19 protein-coding genes are annotated in these 20,670 nt (G+C 31.8%); 17 read left to right on the top strand and 2 right to left on the bottom strand.

What is annotated here, in order from left to right:
- The first annotated feature begins 20 nt into the window (after nt 1-20).
- From mnmG to ACFS5M_RS02535, 3 genes are all read left to right on the top strand, one after another.
- Nucleotides 21-1,898: a tRNA uridine-5-carboxymethylaminomethyl(34) synthesis enzyme MnmG gene (gene mnmG / locus ACFS5M_RS02545; protein ID WP_183485346.1), complete on the top strand. Its 1,878-nt coding sequence runs from the start codon at nt 21-23 to the stop codon at nt 1,896-1,898.
- 34 nt (nt 1,899-1,932) lie between these two features.
- A complete protein-coding gene (locus tag ACFS5M_RS02540; protein ID WP_183485344.1) occupies nt 1,933-2,784 on the top strand; it encodes a class I SAM-dependent methyltransferase in 852 nt (283 codons plus the stop codon).
- 215 nt (nt 2,785-2,999) lie between these two features.
- Complete coding sequence (locus ACFS5M_RS02535; protein WP_183485342.1) at nt 3,000-3,512, top strand: OmpH family outer membrane protein; 513 nt, start codon at nt 3,000-3,002, stop codon at nt 3,510-3,512.
- 28 nt (nt 3,513-3,540) lie between these two features.
- Here the strand turns inward: ACFS5M_RS02535 and ACFS5M_RS02530 are convergent, their stop codons facing one another.
- On the bottom strand, nt 3,541-4,704 hold the full coding sequence (locus ACFS5M_RS02530; protein WP_183485339.1) for a DNA polymerase III subunit: 1,164 nt from the start codon (nt 4,702-4,704) through the stop codon (nt 3,541-3,543).
- Between the two features lie 128 nt (nt 4,705-4,832).
- Here ACFS5M_RS02530 and ACFS5M_RS02525 point away from each other — a divergent pair, with 128 nt between their 5' ends.
- From ACFS5M_RS02525 to ACFS5M_RS02515, 3 genes are all read left to right on the top strand, one after another.
- Entirely contained in the window at nt 4,833-6,029 is a 1,197-nt protein-coding gene (locus ACFS5M_RS02525) for a phosphoglycerate kinase (RefSeq protein ID WP_183485336.1), read from the top strand.
- A 75-nt stretch (nt 6,030-6,104) separates the two neighbouring features.
- Nucleotides 6,105-7,694, top strand: coding sequence for a LysM peptidoglycan-binding domain-containing protein (locus ACFS5M_RS02520; RefSeq protein WP_183485333.1), 1,590 nt, complete (start codon nt 6,105-6,107; stop codon nt 7,692-7,694).
- A gap of 24 nt (nt 7,695-7,718) precedes the next feature.
- Nucleotides 7,719-8,699 carry a DUF4837 family protein gene (locus ACFS5M_RS02515; RefSeq protein ID WP_183485331.1) on the top strand — a complete coding sequence of 327 codons (981 nt, stop codon included), beginning with the start codon at nt 7,719-7,721 and terminating at the stop codon, nt 8,697-8,699.
- Between the two features lie 137 nt (nt 8,700-8,836).
- Here the strand turns inward: ACFS5M_RS02515 and ACFS5M_RS02510 are convergent, their stop codons facing one another.
- Entirely contained in the window at nt 8,837-9,013 is a 177-nt protein-coding gene (locus ACFS5M_RS02510; protein ID WP_183485328.1) for a Sec-independent protein translocase subunit TatA/TatB, read from the bottom strand.
- A gap of 116 nt (nt 9,014-9,129) precedes the next feature.
- Between ACFS5M_RS02510 and ACFS5M_RS02505 the strand changes: the two genes are divergently transcribed.
- From ACFS5M_RS02505 to ACFS5M_RS02455, 11 genes are read left to right on the top strand one after another with little or no spacing between them, the layout of a single operon-like run.
- A complete protein-coding gene (locus ACFS5M_RS02505; RefSeq protein WP_183485325.1) occupies nt 9,130-9,993 on the top strand; it encodes a M23 family metallopeptidase in 864 nt (287 codons plus the stop codon).
- Complete coding sequence (locus tag ACFS5M_RS02500) at nt 9,990-10,898, top strand: alpha/beta hydrolase family protein (protein WP_183485322.1); 909 nt, start codon at nt 9,990-9,992, stop codon at nt 10,896-10,898. Before ACFS5M_RS02505 ends, ACFS5M_RS02500 begins: the two co-directional genes overlap by 4 nt.
- A complete protein-coding gene (locus tag ACFS5M_RS02495) occupies nt 10,898-12,400 on the top strand; it encodes a GH3 auxin-responsive promoter family protein (protein ID WP_183485319.1) in 1,503 nt (500 codons plus the stop codon). Before ACFS5M_RS02500 ends, ACFS5M_RS02495 begins: the two co-directional genes overlap by 1 nt.
- 28 nt (nt 12,401-12,428) lie before the next feature.
- Complete coding sequence (locus tag ACFS5M_RS02490) at nt 12,429-14,117, top strand: DUF6909 family protein (protein WP_183485316.1); 1,689 nt, start codon at nt 12,429-12,431, stop codon at nt 14,115-14,117.
- Between the two features lie 9 nt (nt 14,118-14,126).
- Entirely contained in the window at nt 14,127-15,230 is a 1,104-nt protein-coding gene (locus ACFS5M_RS02485; RefSeq protein WP_183485313.1) for a hypothetical protein, read from the top strand.
- A 5-nt stretch (nt 15,231-15,235) separates the two neighbouring features.
- Complete coding sequence (gene rfbB / locus ACFS5M_RS02480) at nt 15,236-16,249, top strand: dTDP-glucose 4,6-dehydratase (RefSeq protein WP_183485310.1); 1,014 nt, start codon at nt 15,236-15,238, stop codon at nt 16,247-16,249.
- 19 nt (nt 16,250-16,268) lie between these two features.
- Nucleotides 16,269-17,126 (top strand): glucose-1-phosphate thymidylyltransferase RfbA, encoded by an 858-nt coding sequence (gene rfbA, locus ACFS5M_RS02475; protein ID WP_183485307.1) that lies wholly within the window; start codon nt 16,269-16,271, stop codon nt 17,124-17,126.
- A gap of 1 nt (nt 17,127) precedes the next feature.
- Nucleotides 17,128-17,673, top strand: coding sequence for a dTDP-4-dehydrorhamnose 3,5-epimerase (gene rfbC / locus ACFS5M_RS02470; RefSeq protein WP_183485305.1), 546 nt, complete (start codon nt 17,128-17,130; stop codon nt 17,671-17,673).
- Complete coding sequence (gene rfbD, locus ACFS5M_RS02465) at nt 17,670-18,473, top strand: dTDP-4-dehydrorhamnose reductase (protein ID WP_183485302.1); 804 nt, start codon at nt 17,670-17,672, stop codon at nt 18,471-18,473. Before rfbC ends, rfbD begins: the two co-directional genes overlap by 4 nt.
- Nucleotides 18,474-18,497: 24 nt before the next feature.
- Nucleotides 18,498-19,358 carry a hypothetical protein gene (locus ACFS5M_RS02460; RefSeq protein ID WP_183485299.1) on the top strand — a complete coding sequence of 287 codons (861 nt, stop codon included), beginning with the start codon at nt 18,498-18,500 and terminating at the stop codon, nt 19,356-19,358.
- Nucleotides 19,358-20,668: a UDP-glucose dehydrogenase family protein gene (locus ACFS5M_RS02455; protein ID WP_183485296.1), complete on the top strand. Its 1,311-nt coding sequence runs from the start codon at nt 19,358-19,360 to the stop codon at nt 20,666-20,668. The genes ACFS5M_RS02460 and ACFS5M_RS02455 overlap by 1 nt, the downstream gene beginning before the upstream one ends.
- Nucleotides 20,669-20,670 lie beyond the last annotated feature (2 nt).

The raw sequence follows: 20,670 nt of genomic DNA, 5'->3' as shown, positions 1-20,670 counted from the left end.
GTTCCACGTGGAACACTACAATGGGTTTATTTTTAGATACATATGATGTTATTGTTGTTGGAGCTGGTCACGCAGGAAGCGAAGCTGCTGCAGCTGCTGCAAATATGGGAAGTAAAACACTACTCATTACAATGAATTTACAAAACATAGCTCAAATGTCTTGTAATCCAGCTATGGGCGGAATTGCTAAAGGCCAAATTGTCCGAGAAATTGATGCGCTTGGTGGTTATAGTGGTATTGTAAGTGATACCTCTGCGATTCAGTTTAAAATGCTAAACAAGTCGAAAGGCCCAGCCATGTGGAGTCCAAGGGTTCAAAGTGATCGCATGCGTTTTGCAGAAGACTGGAGATTAATGCTAGAACAAACACCCAATCTTGATTTTTACCAAGAAATGGTTTCTGGCTTAGTGATAGAAAATGACAAAGTTGTAGGTGTAAAAACCTCGCTTGGAATTGAAGTAAGAGGGAAATCTGTAGTGTTAACTAATGGCACTTTTTTAAACGGATTGATTCATATAGGAGATAAAAATTTTGGTGGAGGAAGAGCAGGTGAAAGAGCTGCAACTGGAATAACGGAGCAGTTGGTGAATTTAGGCTTTGATTCAGGAAGGATGAAAACAGGTACACCACCAAGAGTAGATGGTCGTTCCCTAGATTTTTCAAAAATGATAGAGCAACCAGGAGATGAAAACCCAGAAAAATTTTCTTACCTAGACCTTACTAAACCTTTAACCAAACAACGTTCTTGCCATATGACTTATACAAGTGAGCAGGTACACGATTTACTGAGAGAAGGTTTTGATCGTTCTCCAATGTTTAATGGTAGAATAAAAAGTTTAGGTCCTAGATATTGTCCTTCAATAGAAGATAAAATAAATCGCTTTGCAGATAAAGATAGACATCAATTATTCGTAGAACCAGAAGGCTGGAACACAGTCGAATTCTATGTGAATGGTTTTTCAACTTCTTTACCTGAAGATGTTCAATTTAAAGCCATGCGTTCAGTTGTAGGATTTGAAAATGTTAAGTTTTTCCGCCCAGGATATGCCATTGAGTACGATTATTTTCCACCTACTCAATTAAAACACACACTTGAAACCAAGTTAATAGAAGGGCTGTATTTTGCAGGACAGATTAACGGAACAACAGGTTATGAAGAAGCAGCATCGCAAGGTTTGATGGCTGGTATTAATGCAAGTTTAAAAGTACAAGAAAAAGAGCCTTTTACTTTAAAAAGAGATGAAGCTTATATAGGTGTTTTAATAGACGATTTAATAACTAAAGGTACAGAAGAGCCTTATAGAATGTTTACTTCTCGCGCAGAATATAGAACACTATTACGTCAGGATAATGCTGATTTACGATTAACACCTAAAGGATTTGATCTAGGATTAGCTAGTGAGAAAAGATTAAAACGTATGGAGGAAAAGCATGAACAAGCCGAAAAGTTTGTCCAATTTTTTAAAAACACAAGTGTTACTCCAACTGAAGCTAATCCTATTTTGGAGGCTAAAAATTCAACCAAGGTTAAGCAACAAGATAAAATGTTTAAGTTGTTTTCTAGACCAAATATCACAATAGATGATGTGAGACAATTTGAAGCGGTAGAGAACTACATACAGGAAAATAATTTGGATAGTGAAGTCATTGAGCAAACAGAAATCCAGGTTAAATATTCAGGTTATATTGAAAAAGAAAAAAACAATGCAGATAAACTTAGTCGACTAGAATATGTAAAAATCCCTGAAAATTTCGACTATTCACAAATTAAGTCTATGAGTTTAGAAGCACGTGAAAAGCTTAAAAATATACAGCCAACCTCTATAGCTCAAGCCTCAAGAATAAGCGGAGTGTCTCCTAATGACATTTCTGTTTTGTTAGTTTATATGGGAAGATAATAATCAAGTGTTCCACGTGGAACGTTAGTTTTAAATGAAAGAAAACGACACATATTTAACGGTTAAAGATCATTCTGTTTCTGGAGAAATATTCAATTTAAAACTTAATAAAACTTACGGTTATTTAGAAACATCACCATTACCATCCGAAGATAAATTGCCTCAGTATTATAAAACCGAAGATTATATTTCACACACTGATACACAAAGAAATTTATTTGAAAAAGCATATCATGTCGTTCGGAAAGTAGCATTAAAACAAAAGTTAAAACTAATAGATGCTTTAAGTACTAGTGAAAAAAATCTTTTAGATTTTGGCTGCGGAACAGGAGATTTTTTAAAAGTTGCTCAAAATTACAATTGGAATATATTTGGAATAGAACCTAACGAACAAGCTCGAGCTATAGCAAATCAAAAGACAAATAATGCTGTTTTTGAAACTATTGATTCTGCTCGATTTAAAAATAAAAGTTTTGATGTGATTTCACTTTGGCATGTTCTAGAACATTTACCCAATCTTCAAAATCAGATATCAGTTTTTAAAAAACTTTTAAAGACTGATGGTGTTTTAATTATTGCTGTGCCTAATCATAAAAGTTTTGACGCTAAATATTACAAGAATTTTTGGGCTGCTTTTGATGTGCCAAGACATCTTTGGCACTTTAATCAAGAGGCGATGAAATCACTTTTTGCTTCAGAAAAAATGTGTGTTGTAAAAACACTTCCAATGAAATATGATGCTTATTATGTAAGCCTACTTTCAGAAAAGTATAAAAAAGGAATTATGAATCCATTTAAAGCTTTTTGGATAGGTTTCCAATCTAATTTAAAAGCAAAATCCTCTGGAGAGTACTCTTCTTTGATTTATGTGATAAAAAATTGCTAATTCCGCGCTACATTCTTTTTATTTAAGTTTAAAACAGTTTTTCAACACACCACACCTTTGTTTTTTAAAAAGCGCTTAAAAGCGCTTATATAGGCTGTTTTTTAATAACATTAAGCTATGATTGTGGTTTTTTACATAAATAATATTTATGGGTGTAAATTCCATTCCTTTTTTTACATTTGCGCTGATTAAAAAAAATATAAAACCTTTCATTTATGAAAAAAATAATATTAGCTCTTATAACTGTTTTTGTTTTTACATCTTGTCAGCAACAAAAAATCGCCTATATGGATAACGGAAAAGTTATTAATGAGTATCAAGGTAAAATAGAAGTTGAAGAAAAATTTAAAGCTTTAGATGATGTTTTTAAAAGGAAAACCGATAGTATAGCTCAGGCTTTTCAGTTAGAAGCTCAAGCCTTTCAATTAGAAGCAGAAAAGCTGTCTCAAACTAAAGCGCAAGAAAAATATCAAGCACTTACCCAAAAACAACAATACTTACAGCAACAAACTCAGTTTGAACAGCAACAAATGCAACAAGCATTTCAAGTTGAAATAGATTCTGCAATTATAAAAGTTAAAGCTTTTGTAAAAGATTATGGAAAGAAAAACGGATATACTTATATTTTAGGAACTAGTGATGCTGCAGCTAGCGTATTGTATGGTACTGAAGAAAACGATTTAACAGAAATTATTATCGAAGCTTTAAATGCATCATATAAAAAGTAAAATGCTTTATGCTATAAAATGCTAAAAGTCAGGTAATTGCCTGACTTTTTTTATGCAACAATCTGGTGAGCTTTATAGATAAATCGGTAAGTATAATTTTAGAATTACCATTACGCTCGATATGATAAATGGCGTCCTGCAATTCATTTGAGATATCCATGATATTATTATCATGAATAAAAGGCGCAAAATTTTCTAGCTTAAACTGCTCTGTTTTTGGTTCAAAATAAACCAAATCGTTTGCCTTATAGTTCATGAGTAATGCTTGTCTGAAAAAATCTAAACAGAAATGAAGGAATTGTTTTTGAGTTTCACGCCCTGTTTTTGAGATGTCTTCGCTCCAAGAAATTAAATCATGTATTGCGGCTTTATTTCCTTTAGCCTTAAAGGCGCTTCTAATCCAAAATACAAACCAAGTTTCAAATTGCAAATCTTCACTATCTTGATAAACTAAATCACATGCTTTATTGTAATTTCCATTAGATTGATGTGCGATTTTTGTTGCAACGGTTTCATCTAAATTATATTGATTAAGCAATCCTTGTTTTATATCGTTTTCGGCTAAAGGCGGAAAATGTAAAATTTGACATCTCGACTTAATCGTATTAATTATCTGTTCTTCATCTTCAGCAATGAGAATAAAAACAGTTTTATTTGGTGGCTCTTCGATGAGTTTTAGCAACTTATTAGCAGCAGCAGTATTCATTTTTTCAGCCATCCAAATTAGCATGACCTTGTAACCACCTTCATAAGATTTTAAAGTAAGTGATTTAACGATTTCATGAGCTTCATCTACACCAATTTGTCCTTGCTTATTATCTACACCAAGCAACTTGTACCAATCAAATAAATTACCATAAGGCTGTTCGTTTAATAATTGCCTCCATTCTTCTAAATAATAACTAGAGACAGGCTTACTTTTAACTTTATCACTTGTTGTTACTGGGAACGCAAAGTGTAAATCTGGATGAGAAAAAGTATTAAACTTTATATTACAAGCCTCATTACCATTTGTGTTTTCACCATTAGTATTTTGACATAAAAGATATCGAGCATAAGCAATTGCCATAGGTAAAGTGCCAGAACCTTCAGGACCAACAAATAGTTGTGCATGTGCAATACGACCATTATCAACACTTTGAGTTAAATGGTTTTTTATATGTTTTTGTCCTAAAATATTACTAAAAAGCATGTCACAAATATAGTTTTTATCATTAAAACCAAACACTAAAAGTAACCTCAATTAAAAATTGCGCAGTTTATTATTTTTAAAGACCTTAGCGATTTAAATTAATGATGCAATTTTTATAAACTAGCTAAATGAAAACGCTTAACGATTTTAACTTCGACAATAAAAAAGCTCTAATTAGAGTGGATTTTAATGTCCCATTAAATGAAAACTTTGAAGTTACCGATTCAACCAGAATAGAATCGGCTAAACCAACAATTATTAAAATTCTTGAAGATGGAGGCAGCTGCATTTTAATGTCGCATTTAGGACGACCTAAAGGAGTTCAAGATGAATTTTCCTTACGTCACATTGCTAAAAAAGTAGAAGATATTATTGGTGTTGAAACCAAGTTTGTTTCAAATTGTGTTGGCGAGGACGCTGAAGCAGCAGCACAAAACCTACAACCAGGTGAGGTTTTGCTATTAGAAAACTTACGTTTTCATGACGAAGAAAAATCTGGCGACAAAAATTTTGCTGAAGCTTTATCTAAACTAGGAGATATTTATGTTAATGATGCTTTTGGTACTGCCCATCGCGCTCATGCATCTACAACAGTTGTTGCGCAATTTTTTCCTGACCATAAATGTTTTGGCTACTTATTAGCCCAAGAAATCGAAAGCATAAAAAAAGTTATGGAAACTGGAGAAAAACCAGTAACCGCTATACTTGGAGGTGCAAAAGTATCTTCAAAAATTACGATAATAGATAATATTCTAGATAAAATAGATCATTTAATTATTGGTGGCGGAATGACTTTTACCTTTATTAAATCTCAAGGTGGAAGTATAGGAAATTCATTAGTTGAAGAGGACAAAATGGAACTTGCTCTAGAGATATTAGAAAAAGCTAAATCCAAAAATGTACAAGTGCATTTACCAACTGACGCTATAATAGCAGATGATTTTAGTAATGATGCACATACCAACACCTGTGCAGTAAATAATATTCCTGAAGGATGGATGGGATTAGATGTTGGTCCGCATACAGAAGCAGATTTTGCAAATATTATAGCACAATCTAAAACCATTTTATGGAATGGTCCATTAGGTGTTTTTGAAATGGAAAACTTTGCGAAAGGGACTATCGCTCTTGGACATGCCATTGCTAATGCTACTAAAAACGGAGCGTTTTCACTTGTTGGAGGTGGTGATTCTGTTGCTGCTGTAAAACAGTTTGGCTTTGAAGACCAAGTAAGCTACGTGAGTACTGGAGGTGGTGCGATGCTTGAAAGCTTAGAAGGTAAAACATTACCTGGAATAGCAGCTATTCTAGATGATACAAATTAGAGTTCATTTTTTATTTTTAATAAAAAACACGAATTTAGCATGTTTCACGTTTTAATGAGACGTTAATATTAAACTATGCGGTTACAGATTTTTTTTATAGGCCTTACTTTTTTAAGCTTTAGCGTCTTAAATGCTCAAGATACTTTACAGGTGTCGAACACTTCGCAAAAGCTTACTGAACAAGAATTAGAAGCTGGCGAAAAATATATCATCGATACTGTTATAGATGGTCAAGCCTTTTATAAAAAAGAGATTAAATCTTTAGAACAACTAGATTCAATTGTAGAATTTAAGGACCATGAACATGCTTCTCAATTAGACGAAAAATGGCTTGAAGAATTATATAGCACTTCTTTATTTGATACGATTTACAGAACCGTTTCCGAATTAGATTATAAAGATGTTTACTATCCAGAATTACCTACAGACACTTTAAAAGCTAGGCTAGCTGAGCTTAACGCGAGAACCCCTTTTAATGTTGAATACAATCCGTCACTAGAAAGCGTTATCAAATCCTTTCTTAAAAATCGAAGAAAATCGTTTGAAAAATTAATGGGATTAAGTCATTATTACTTCCCAATGTTTGAACGAGAACTGGATAACTACAACATTCCTTTAGAAATGAAGTATTTATCTATTGTCGAATCTGCTTTAAAACCCAGAGCTAGATCTCGTGTTGGCGCCACAGGTTTATGGCAATTTATGTTTGCTACTGGAAAGCAATACGGATTAGACGTAAGTAGTTATGTCGATGAACGTAGCGATCCTATTAAATCTACAGAAGCAGCCTCAGTATATTTATCAAAACTTTACGAGATTTTTGGCGATTGGGATTTAGCACTTGCAGCTTATAATTCAGGACCAGGAAATGTTAGTAAAGCCATTAGAAGGTCAGGAGGTTATCAAAATTATTGGAATATACGACACAACCTTCCACGTGAAACCGCAGGATATGTACCAGCATTTTTAGCAACGATGTACATCTTTGAATTTGCAGAAGAACATGGTTTTAAACCTGTAAAACCTGAGTTTCAATATATAGAAACTGATACTGTAAGAGTGAAGCAAATGATTACTTTAGATCAAGTCAGTGAAGCGACAGAAGTAAATATTGAAACCCTTCAGTTTTTAAATCCTTCATATAAATTAGATATTATTCCATTTATAAAAGATAAGAATTACACGCTGCGTTTACCAAGAGAAGCTATTGGAAAATTCGTCAACAATGAAACAGCAATTTATGCTTTAGCAAAAGCCGAATTTGATAAACGCGAAAAACCACTACCACAATTTTTTAAATCCGAAAGTAAAATCAGATACAAAGTAAAATCTGGAGATTATCTCGGAAAAATCGCACGTAAGTTTGGCGTGCGTGTAAGTCAGCTTAAACAGTGGAATGGTTTACGAAGCAATAATTTACGCATTGGCCAACGCTTAACCATTTACCCAAGAAACCCTTCAGGAGGCTCATCGAGTAGCACGCAAAAGCAAGCAAAGACTGTGGTTTCTTCAAATAGTAAAACCTATACTGTTAAAAGTGGAGACTCTTTATGGAGTATTTCACAAAAATTTCCTGGAGTTTCTGTGCAAAATATTCGAGATTGGAATGATATTAGTGGTAATAATTTAAAACCAGGAATGACGCTTGTAATATCTAAAGGGTAATTCCATTCTAAAAAACTAACAATTATGCGAAATTTTCTTTGTATTGCTTTTGCAATCACACTATTTATGTCTTGTGAAGACAGTAAATCTCCTAAAAAAAGAATACTATCAGAATCTTCAGGAACATTAAATAACATTTCAGTGGTTATCGATAATGAGCTTTGGGAAGGTTCTGTAGGTGAAACCATAAGAGAGGTGCTTGCTGCTCCAATTTACGGCTTAAATCAAGACGAACCAATGTTTTCAATGGCGCAAATCCCATCACAAGTGTTTTCAGATTTTGTCACTAAAAACAGAACGATTTTAAAAATTGAAAAAGGCCACGACTCAGCAGCTGTTAAAATTGCAAGTGATGTATATGCTAAACCACAAAAAGTTGTTTTGGTCACAGGAAAAACTAATGCAGATATTGTATCTCAAATTAAAGACCAAGCAGGAAAAATTATTTCAGCTTTTAAAAATGAAGAACTTAAAGAAAAACAACGAAGAATTAAATTATCACTTCATAAAAACAACACAATTCAAGACAAATTAGGCGTTTCAATAGACTTTCCAAGCGCTTATAGAATAGCCAAGGAAGAAGGGTCATTTTATTGGATTAGAAAAGACATTACCACAGGAACAACCAACTTGCTATTATATGAATTGCCATACAATTCAATCACCAAAAATGAAACTTTAATCAATCAAATTGTAAAGATTAGAGATTCTATAAATAAAGCTTACATTCCTGGACCAACAGAAGAGGCTTACATGATTACAGAAGATGCTTATGCACCTTTCCTTTCAGAAATTACTATAGACCAAAAACCAGCAATAGAAACTAAAGGTATTTGGGATATGGAAAACGCCTTCATGTCTGGACCATTTGTAAATTATATGATTGCAGATCCAGCCAATCAACGCTATGTTGTTGTCGAGGCTTTCGCCTTTGCGCCTTCTGTAGCTAAACGTGATTATATGTTTGAACTAGAGGCCATTGTGAAGTCTATTAAAATTAATTAGGGTGTTTCTTTTCGCTGTGCTCAAGACCAAGCTTTCCGCTTAATCTTTTGCAAGCAAAAGGATATCGCATCAATCTTTAACACAAAAAAACCAACGTATAACGTTGGTTTTTTTTAAATATTTAAAAGCAAATGAAACTATTCGCTTTTATTTTCTTCTTCTTCTTTGCTAGCGTCTTTAAACTCTTTAATACCACTACCAAGACCACGCATAAGTTCGGGTATTTTTTTACCACCAAAAATGAGTAATATAACAACAGCTATCAATACTATTTGTGGCCAACCAATAACAAGAGGAATCATATTTAAAGTCATAATCTTAGAATTTAGTACAAAGTTAATAATTAAAGTTTAATATTATCGTTTTAAAACACAACTTTAATACAAAGTAAATAGCTCTTGAGATTATTTTATTTAAATTTGGGTTTACTATGAGTAATCAAAAAAAAGAAAAGAAAATAGCGAAAAAGCTCTTGCACAAGTATAGACTCGTTATACTTAACGAAGACACTTTTGAAGAGCGTTTGTCTTTTAAATTAACACGATTAAACGTTTTTGTTTTATTAGCTATTTCCTCTATATTTTTAGTCGCAGCAACCACTGTTTTAATTGCGTTTACTCCATTAAAGGAATACATTCCTGGGTATTCTTCAACAGCCTTAAAAAAGAAAGCAACAATCTTAAATCATAAAACAGATTCTTTAGAAAAAGTTATAGCTGTAAATGAACGTTATTTCTCCTCAATAAAGAAAGTCTTACATGGCGAATTAAGTAGCATAGATTTTAATAGAGATTCAATAATTGAAGCCGCAAAATTAGAGGTCAGTGAAATTAACTTATCTCCAACTAAAGAAGATTCTCTGCTAAGAGAGAAAGTTGATAAAGAAGATAAATACAATTTATTTGAATCAGCAACGAAAGCCAATTTTGTCTTGTTTCCTCCAGTAAATGGAACCATTACCGAAACGTATAATGCGAAAGAGAAACATTATGCAGTAGATATTGTTGTTCCTAAAGATACACCAATAAAAGCCACTGCTGATGGCACAGTAATTTTTGCCGATTGGACCACAGGAACTGGACATGTTATACTTATTGAACATAGTCACGGATTAATTTCTGTGTATAAACACAATGCCTCACTAACAAAAGCTCAAGGAGATTTAGTAAAATCAGGCGAAGTTATTGCGATGTCAGGAAATACAGGAGAGTTAACCACTGGTCCACATTTACATTTTGAATTATGGAGTGATGGTTATCCTATCAATCCAACCAACTTTATAGATTTTGAATGAAACTATTTTTCTATAAAAAGGTATTCTTTCCTGGCGTCTTTGGTTTAATTGTCTGTTTTTCTTCTTGTAAAGAAAAGTTAGGGAACACTTTTCATCATCAAATAATATCGCAACAACTTTTAAATACTACCGAAGCGTTTCATATTAACAATATTGAAACATATAAAATTAATTACATCTCAGATGACTTAGCTATTGAAGGCTATATCGCTAAACCGAAACAAACCCAAGCAAACTCTAAGCTTCCTGCAATTGTTTTTTGTAGAGGCGGCAACCAGAGCTATGGTATGATATTACCCAATAGTCTTAATTATTTAAATTTTTTAGCTTCAGAAGGCTATGTGGTTTTAGCCTCCCAATTAAGAGGTAATATAGCAAGCGAAGGTGTTGATGAATTTGGAGGGAAAGACTTAAATGATATTTTAAAACTAATAAGCATTGCAAGAGACTTAGACTTTGTCGACCCAAGAAACATTCATGTTTTAGGTTACTCCAGAGGCGGAATGAACACCTATCAAATATCTAAATTAACAAACAATATAAATAGCCTTGCTGTTGTTGGCGCACCTTCTAATTTATTTGAAGGCGCAAGGTTTAGGCAGGAAATGTATGATAATGTAATGAAGCCATTAATTGGAGATTCTATTCAATTTAAAAATGAGTATATTAAAAGATCTGCTGTATATTGGCACAATAAAATAAACAAACCTGTTCTTATACTACATGGTACAGACGATAAAGCGGTAACTTTAAAAGAGGCACAACAAATAATAGATTCTTTAAAAATATCTAACAAAACCGAGTTTCAGTATGAAATTTTTGAAGGTGGAAATCATAGTTTATCAAATTTTAAACAAAGAAGAAACGACCTAATTTTTAATTGGTTTAATACACATAATAAATAATGCTATCATTAAAATCAGCTTTAGCAAAACCTTTCGCAAAACGTGTTTATAAGTCTGTTCAAAAATGGGCTAATAACCCTTTAAGCACTCAAAACAAAGTGTTTCAGAATTTAATTAGTAAAGCTTCTGCAACTCAATTTGGAAAAGATCATGATTTTAAAAACATTAATAACTATAACGATTTTATAAAACGTGTGCCAGTTAGGGACTATGAGGCATTGAAACCTTATATAGAAAAAGTTGTAGAGGGTCAGGAAAATATCCTATGGAAAGGCAAACCTATTTATTTTGCGAAAACCTCTGGAACCACTTCAGGTGCTAAATACATCCCCATCACAAAAGAAAGTATGCCGACTCATGTTGAAGCTGCTAGAAATGCTATTTTGATGTATATCCATGAAACGGGAAATGCGAAATTTGTAGATGGTAAAATGATTTTTTTACAAGGGAGTCCAATTTTAGAAAAGCAAAACGGGATTCAATTAGGAAGGCTTTCAGGAATCGTTGCACATTATGTTCCGAAATACCTTCAAAAAAACAGAATGCCATCTTTAAAAACTAATTGTATTGAAGATTGGGAAACAAAAGTTAATGCCATTGTTGATGAAACATTGCCAGAGAACATGACTATTATTTCCGGAATTCCATCCTGGGTTCAAATGTATTTTGAAAAGCTACAAGAGAGAACAGGAAAGAAAATAGGAGATATTTTTAAGAATTTTAACCTATTTATTTTCGGAGGTGTAAATTACGAACCTTATAGAGCTAAATTTGAAAACCTTATTGGGCGAAAAGTTGATAGTATAGAACTGTATCCAGCAAGTGAAGGGTTTTTTGCCTTTCAAGACCAGCAAGGTGAAAAAGGAATGCTTCTTCAATTAAATTCAGGTATTTTTTATGAGTTTATTAAAGCTGAAGAGTTTTTTAACGAGAACCCAAAACGTATGACCATTGCTGATGTAGAACTTGGTGTAAACTATGTGATGCTTATTTCAACGAACGCTGGACTTTGGGCTTATAATATTGGTGATACTGTAGAGTTTACTTCAACAAAACCATATCGAGTTATTGTTTCAGGAAGAATAAAACATTTTATTTCTGCTTTTGGAGAACATGTTATTGGTAAGGAAGTTGAGCAAGCGATACAAGAAGCGATTAAAGATGAAAAGGTGGAAGTTTCAGAATTTTCGGTGGCACCTCAAATTAATCCAAATGAAGGCCTGCCATATCACGAATGGTTTATTGAATTTGAAAAGGAACCCGAAAACCTTTCCTCATTAGCGAAAAAAATAGATGTATTATTGCAACAACAAAACAGTTATTATTATGACTTAATTCAAGGCAAGGTTTTACAACCTTTAAAGATTACTAAAATAAAAAAAGGAGGCTTTCAAGACTATATGAAGTCTATTGGAAAACTTGGAGGCCAAAATAAATTACCACGTTTATCAAACGACAGAAAATTGGCAGACAAAATGGAAGCCTTAAATCTAACGAAATAGTATTATATTTGCTCGCTAAAGAAATAATATGAGTAATAAAAAACATCATGCAAGAACGAGAGCTCAAGAGAGTTCAAATGCCATTGAGCGTATGTATATTACAATGCGACACCTTTTTAATAGAGGGTTTTATAAACCCATGGGTGTTTCTGGTGAAACATTAAGAGAAGCATTACTACTATTAAGGCCAGAAATTTATGGCTCAATTGGAGAAGAAAAAGCCGAACTTGAAGGGCTGCTTTATGTTATAGACAGATTACCAGAAGGCATAGAAGAATGTACTTTTATTAACTTAACTAGTGATGAAGGTTATGGAAACTCACATTTTAAGGCAATAATTCCTCCAAAGAGACGACGCAATTGCTACCGCATTGATGATGAGCAAATGAATATTGAGATTACTCGTGGACGTTCAGAAATCTACGATATTTTAACCCACCTTACTTTTTTATTTGTTGAGTCTCATAAAATAAGTAAACGTGTTTTAATTGATGAAAATGGTGCTACAACTAGAGACTGGGTTAAGCTTGAAAAAGCTGTAACAACTAAAAAGAAACTCACTCAACAGGAGCGTGAAATCGCTATTACCCATACAGCTAATATTTTAGGGAGAACCTTTAATGAGCTAAATGAAATGTATGAAGAATTTGCAACACCAACACAACCTGCTCGATTACTGCATATTGTTTATTGGTTAGGCAAATTAGCCATAGAAGAGGTCGTAAATAACAACAAGAGAACAGTGACTTTTAGTCCTGTATTAAGGGAGCGATTAGGGCATCATATTCATGGTGAGATATGGGCGAATAACATAAAAGACATTTTACACAAAAACGGACTCTTAGACAGACCAATTCATATTATTAGTGCTAATATGCATAGTGTAATGAACACACTTTTTGCACCAAATGCGTTAAAAGCTTTAGCCTCTAAAAAAGACATTTTTGAAGTCTATGAAGCTATAAGTCATAAAGATAATAATGATTTACGCAATAAAGTTACAAAAGAAGCGTTGCAGAAAGGAATGATATATGTCGAAGATGCTTCTGGAACAAATATAAATGTTCAAATATTTGACACAGATAAGATTGATTTTTCTAAAATAGATGTCGATATTAATGACAAGAAATTAAAGACAGACAAGCCTATTATTATTGTAATGGATTATGCTTTTGGTGAGCAAGCTTATGAAACTATTGATGAATTGTTAAAACCATACAAGCCTAACGGCAAGAAAAAACATTTAAATGTAGAGTCAATTTCTGTTATGGGAAAAGCAGGTATTTTAGAAGGAGGGAAAGGAGATATCATGATACCTTCGGCACACATATTTGAAGGGACAGCAGATAATTATCCTTTTAAAAATGAATTGAATAAAGAAGATTTAGAGGGTCAAGGTGTAGAGGTTTATGAAGGATCTATGATTACAGTTTTAGGCACATCGCTACAAAATAAAGACATTTTAAAATTCTTTTTTAATTCTACATGGAATGTTATAGGCTTAGAAATGGAAGGAGCTCATTACCAAAAAGCTATTCAAGCAGCATCTAAAGTTAGAGGAAGTATAAATCCAGACGTTAAAGTGCGCTATGCTTATTATGCTAGTGATAATCCATTAGAAACCGGAAGCACGTTAGCATCAGGAGGTCTAGGAACATCAGGTGTAAAACCAACATATTTAATTACAAGAAAAATTTTACAGCAAATATTTAACTAATAAGCCGTTATGAGTGATAAATTACCAAAACCTAACAGTCCTGAAGACTTAGATTTAGGGCAGTTTTTTAATCAATTAGAGAAGATTTTCACCAGCATAGGAAAGTTTTTTTCGAAAATTTTACTTTTTCTAATATTGATATTAAAAAAACTAGGTATATTTTTATTGTATACTATAAATATAATAAGAAAACATTTCGTGAAGATTATAGGTTCTGCTGTTGTCGTGTACGTTTTGATGATGTTTTTAGACAGATCCCTTCCTGCTGTATATCAGTCTAATATAATTATTTCTCAAAATTTTCAAACTGGAGAGTTAATTTATAATAATATATCAAGACTTAATTCTATAGCAAAAGCAAGAGATTCAGTTGCATTAGGTAAAAGATTAAACCTTCCTTCAACAGATGCGGTTAATATTGTTGGACTTGAAATTAATGATAACGCAAATGAAAATGTAATTCTTGAAAAGTATTATGAATATGTTCAAGTTGTTGATTCAACTTTACATATATCGTTTGCAACTTTTAAAGAAAATTATGATTTAGAAAATTATAAAATTCAAACCATTTCAGTTTTTTCTCACTCTCCTAATATATATGACGGTTTGTCAAATAGGTTGCTATCAGCTTTTGAGGAAAATAAATTTTTTGTAGAATTACAAAAGCAAGAGTTAGCTTTAATTCAAGACAATATAACAGTATATGAAAAAATGTTGATTGATTCCGAAGAATTGCAAGACAATTATATTGATTTACTTAAAAAATATTATGGACAATCAGAATCCTTAGACCCCCAAAATACAACGCTTAATTTAAATTTGTCGAACACTAAAGATAAGATAAACACTAAGGAGTTTGAAATTTTTAAAGAACAAAAAGAGATTCGATTAATGATTGCTGAACTTAATAACGAACTTAAAGATAAAAGCCAAGTAATTAGCTTATTAAGTGATTTTAGTCCAGCTGTTAAAATAGATAGTGCAATTGCAATTAATAAAAACAAATACACAATAACAGTATTTATTGTTTTACTTTTCTTCTTTATATTAAAAGAAATAAAACTTTTAGATATAATCAGCATATATGGAAGTAAAGATAAACTATTAGAATAATAAAAATGCTATTAAATAACATTTTAATCACAGGAGGTGCTGGGTTTATTGGTTCAAACTTTATAGAATATTTATTAAATAATGAACGCGACACGCATATAGTAAATTTAGATAAGCTCACATACGCAGGTGAGCTTTCTAATTTAAATGAAATAGAAAACCAAGACAACTACACATTTGTTAAAGGCGATATTTGTGATAGAAATTTAATAAATAAATTATTTAAGACATATGATTTTAAAGCCGTCATTCATTTTGCTGCCGAATCACATGTTGATAATTCTATTGAAAAACCCGATGAGTTTATTAAAACTAATGTTTTTGGAACATTTAATTTATTAGATGAAGCTAAAAATCATTGGATGCATGGCCCTAATAATGTTAAAAGTGAACATTTGGAAAGCAGATTTCATCACATATCAACGGATGAGGTTTACGGTTCATTAGGAGAAACAGGATTGTTTACAGAGCAAACACCTTATGCGCCAAATAGCCCTTATAGTGCATCTAAAGCCTCGTCAGATTTTATAGTAAGGAGCTATTTTCATACTTACGGAATGAACGTTGTTACAACAAACTGTTCTAATAATTACGGACCTAAACAGCATGATGAAAAATTAATTCCCACAATAATAAGAAAAGCTCTTAATGGCGAAAACATACCTATTTATGGTGATGGAAAAAATATTCGTGATTGGCTATATGTTTTAGACCACTGCAAAGGTATTGATCTTGTTTATAAAAAAGGAAAGCCTGGAGAAACGTATAATATAGGTGGCAACAACGAAAGAAATAATCTTTATATTGCGAATACGATTTGCCAAATACTAGACGAAATTCAACCTAAAAACAAATCCTATAAAGAGCAAATTTCTTTTGTTAAAGATCGAGCGGGTCATGATTTTAGGTACGCAATAGATGCTTCTAAAATTGAAAATGAATTAGGCTGGAAAGCAGACGAAAATTTTGAAACAGGGATAAATAAAACTGTAAATTGGTATATTGATAAATACCTTTAAAACGTAAACAACCTTATAAATGAAAGGAATAATATTAGCAGGAGGGTCGGGCACGAGATTACATCCACTCACAAAAGTGGTAAGCAAGCAATTGATGCCTATTTATGATAAGCCAATGATATATTATCCTTTAACTACGCTTATGTCTTCAGGAATTAATGAGATATTAATTATTTCAACATCTAAAGACACACCTAGATTTAAAGAACTTTTAGGAGATGGAAGTGATTATGGATGCTCTTTCCAATATGCGGTGCAAGAAAATCCTAATGGTTTAGCAGAAGCGTTTATTATTGGCGAAAAATTTATCGGACAAGATTCAGTGGCTTTAATTTTAGGGGATAATATATTTTACGGTTCTGGACTAGATCAAACATTACAATCCACTAAAAACCCCCAAGGCGGAGTTATTTTCGCTTACCATGTACAAGATCCACAACGTTATGGCGTTGTTGAATTTGACGAAAACAAAAAAGCAATTTCAATTGAAGAAAAACCAATCCGCCCAAAATCTAATTTTGCAGTTCCCGGGATATATTTTTACGATAATAATGTTGTAGATATTGCTAAAAATATAAAGCCTAGTGATCGTGGTGAACTTGAAATCACAGATGTAAATAAAGTCTACTTAAATCAAGGCAACTTAAGTGTTCAAATTTTAGATAAAGGCACTGCATGGTTGGATACAGGAACATTTAATTCACTAATGCAAGCTTCACAGTTTGTACAAGTCATTGAAGCACGCCAAGGTTTAAAAATAGGATGTATTGAAGAAACAGCTTATAATATGGGATTTATTAATAAAGAGCAGTTAAATAAATTAGCAGAACCATTATTAAAAAGTGGTTATGGTAAATACCTTCAACAATTAGTATAGCATGACGGTTGAAGAAATATATTTAAAAGGGAGTTATATCATCTCTCCTAAAGTTTTTAAAGATTCTAGAGGCTATTTTTTTGAGAGTTTTAACATGAAAAATTTTCAAGATGCAACTGGGCTAAAAACTACATTTGTTCAAGACAATCAATCACAATCAAGTAAGGGTGTTTTAAGAGGGCTTCATTATCAATCAGGAGAATTTGCTCAAGCCAAATTAGTGCAAGTTATTAAAGGAAGTGTTCTAGATGTTATCGTTGATTTAAGAAGAGATTCGTTAACTTTCGGGAAACATTTTTCAATAGTTTTAGATGGTAAAACCAAGCAACAACTGTATGTTCCTAAAGATTTTGCTCATGGTTTTTTAGTTTTAGAAGACGACACCATTTTCTCCTATAAGTGTGATGCTTATTATAACGCACCTTCAGAGAAAGGAATTATTTATAATGATAAAACATTGAATATAAATTGGAACATTCCTATTGAACAATTAATTCTTTCTGATAAAGATTTAAAACTGCCAACATTTGAAAATGAATTCAAATGAAAACAAAAATATTAGTTACAGGGTCTAATGGCCAATTAGGACAAACAATTAAAGCATTGTATGCGAATTATTCTAAGGCATATGAGTTTACTTTTTTGTCTAAATCTGATTTAGACATTTCTAATGAATCAGAAGTTTTCGAAATATTTAAAGCTAATAATTACAATTATTGCATTAACTGTGCAGCATATACAAATGTAGAACAGGCAGAAAAAACGCCAGAATTAGCATTTATAATAAATGCTGAAGCTGTTAAGAATTTAGCTAAAGCTTGTCGAAACCACGATACAATACTTATTCATATTTCAACAGATTATGTTTTTGATGGAGAAAAAAGAACGCCTTATTCTATAGAAGACACCACCAACCCAATTAATGAGTATGGGAAGTCTAAATTGCAAGGAGAATTATATATAAAAGAAAATTATAGCAAGCATTTTATTGTTAGAACATCATGGTTATATAGCAAAACGTTTGGAAAAAACTTTTATAAAACAATTCTTAATAAAATAGGACAAACAGAAGAAATTAGAATTACTGATGCTCAATTAGGTTGCCCAACAAACTGTGATAATTTAGCGAACTATATTTACAAGATTATAACCTCTAAGACCACAAAGTTTGGAACATATCATTATTGTGATAAAACTCAAATGTCTTGGTTTGATTTTGCATATGTTATACTTAAAGAAAATCAAGTATTAGATAGGGTTAAATTAATTAAAGATAATAATTATGTTACTTTTGCCAAAAGACCTAGCTATAGCGTATTAAAACCTACCGAAATAGCTAATCATTAAATTTGTGTTCTCTTAGAATTAAAAATGAAAAAAACATTAATTTACATTATTGGAGCTGGCAGAAGCGGAACAACTTTATTTGATATCGTTTTAGGAAACACCAGTGATTCAATAAGCCTAGGAGAGATTAACAGATTCTTTAAAAGAGATGGTATTCCACCAAAAAGAAAAGAAGATAGTGATGTATATTTGTTTTGGAAAAAAATAAGACAAACTTTTGAACGTTTATCTAATACAAAATCATATGCTGAATATGATTCGCTTTTTCAAAAAAATGAATTCCATTCAAATATTTTAAAAAGCTTTTTAAAGACTAATGATTTAAATTATCAAAAAGATTTAAATGATTTATACAAAGCAATAGCTCTCAATGTTGATGAAAAAATCATAATAGAATCTTCAAAATATCCCGCAAGAGCACTTAATCTTTCAAATTATTTAAACAAAGAAGATATTGCTATAAAGTATATCTATTTAAAGAAAGATCCAGTTAAAGTTGTAAAGTCTTTTAACAAAAAAGATATCGAACAACCTTCAAAAAACTTTTTAATGGCAAATATTTACTACTTAGTGGTTAACACTATTTGTAGCATAGTTATAAAGGTTTTGAAGCGAAGAGGACATCACACTTTTTGCTTTAAAAGTGAAGATTTTTTAAAACATCCAGAAACCGTTTTAAAAGCAGCCGAAAAAGCATTAAATGAAGATTTTTCAGAATCTCAAAATCAAATTTTAAACAATAGACCACTATACACAGGATTTTTATTTGATGGAAATAGAATAAGATTAAAAGAAACACTATTTTTGCAACCTTATAAGAATAATACCAAGAAAAATTTGAAGTATTATTTTACAAGAGTTTTTAATTATATAGTGTATAGATAATGAATATAAGTGTATTTGGTTTAGGTTATGTTGGAGTTGTAAGTTGTGCCTGCTTCTCTCGAGATAAACATAACGTAATAGGTGTAGATGTTGAGAAAACTAAAGTTGAATTAATAAATTCGGGAAAGGCTACGATTATTGAAAAGGGCCTAGAGGAAGAAATCCAAAAATCTGTCGATTTAGGCTTATTGAAAGCAACTCAAGATTTTACTGAGGCGGTTATGAAAACTGATGTCTCATTTATCTGTGTTGGTACACCAAGCTTGCCAAATGGAGCGATTAATCTTGCTTATATTTTTGGAGTTGTTAAACAAATAGCCGAGGTTATAAAAAACAAAAGCACGTTTCATACTGTTGTTATAAGAAGCACTGTTAAAGTAGGAACATTAGAGGCTTGTAAAGAGATTATTGAAGATATATCAGGTAAAAAACATAACGTTGATTTTGGCGTTGTTTCTAATCCAGAGTTTTTAAGGGAAGGATCTGCCATGTATGATTTTGCTAATCCTCCATATACCATAATAGGGACTAAGAGTGAGAAAAGCAAAGAGATTATGAAATCTTTGTATCAAACGATTGACGCTCCTATATATTTTATTAAGCCAGAAGAGGCAGAAATGATAAAATATACTAACAATAACTTTCATGCCATGAAAATTACATTTGCCAATGAAATTGGTAATATTTGTAAAGAAAATGGAGTCGATGGGCACGTGGTTATGGATATCGTTGCTAAAGACACAAAATTAAATTTATCACCTTATTATTTAAAGCCAGGTTTTGCTTTTGGAGGTTCTTGTTTGCCAAAAGATGTTAGAGGTTTAACTCAAATAGCTAAAAGCCTAGATTTAAAAACACCATTGCTTTCTAGTTTATTAAAAAGTAATTTCTATCAAGTAGAAAGAGGCTTAGAATTAATTTATCAAACTCAAAAAAAGAAAGTAGGGTTTTTAGGTTTTGCTTTCAAATCTGGTACAGACGATTTAAGAGAAAGTCCTATTGTTGAGGTTATAGAAACCTTAATTGGTAAAGGTTATGATTTAAATGTTTACGATAGCAATGTACACTTATCTTCTTTATTAGGAAAAAACAAAGAATATATTAATAGTCATATTCCTCATATTTATAAACTACTCAAAGAGGATGTAAATGAAGTTATAGAAAACTCTGAAGTATTAGTTATAGGTAATAACGCTAAAGAATTTTCGAAAATCATCAACACTATTCCATCTAACAAAACTATAATTGATTTGGTTCGAGTCGATGAAAAATTAACCTCTAAAGACAATTATATTGGAATTTGCTGGTAAAC

Origin of the sequence: Lacinutrix iliipiscaria (genome assembly GCF_042686125.1) — a bacterium.
Classification (GTDB): Bacteria; Bacteroidota; Bacteroidia; order Flavobacteriales; family Flavobacteriaceae; genus Oceanihabitans; species Oceanihabitans iliipiscarium.
The sequence above is the reverse complement of the archived record's forward strand: the minus strand, read 5'-3'. Positions and strand labels throughout refer to the sequence as shown.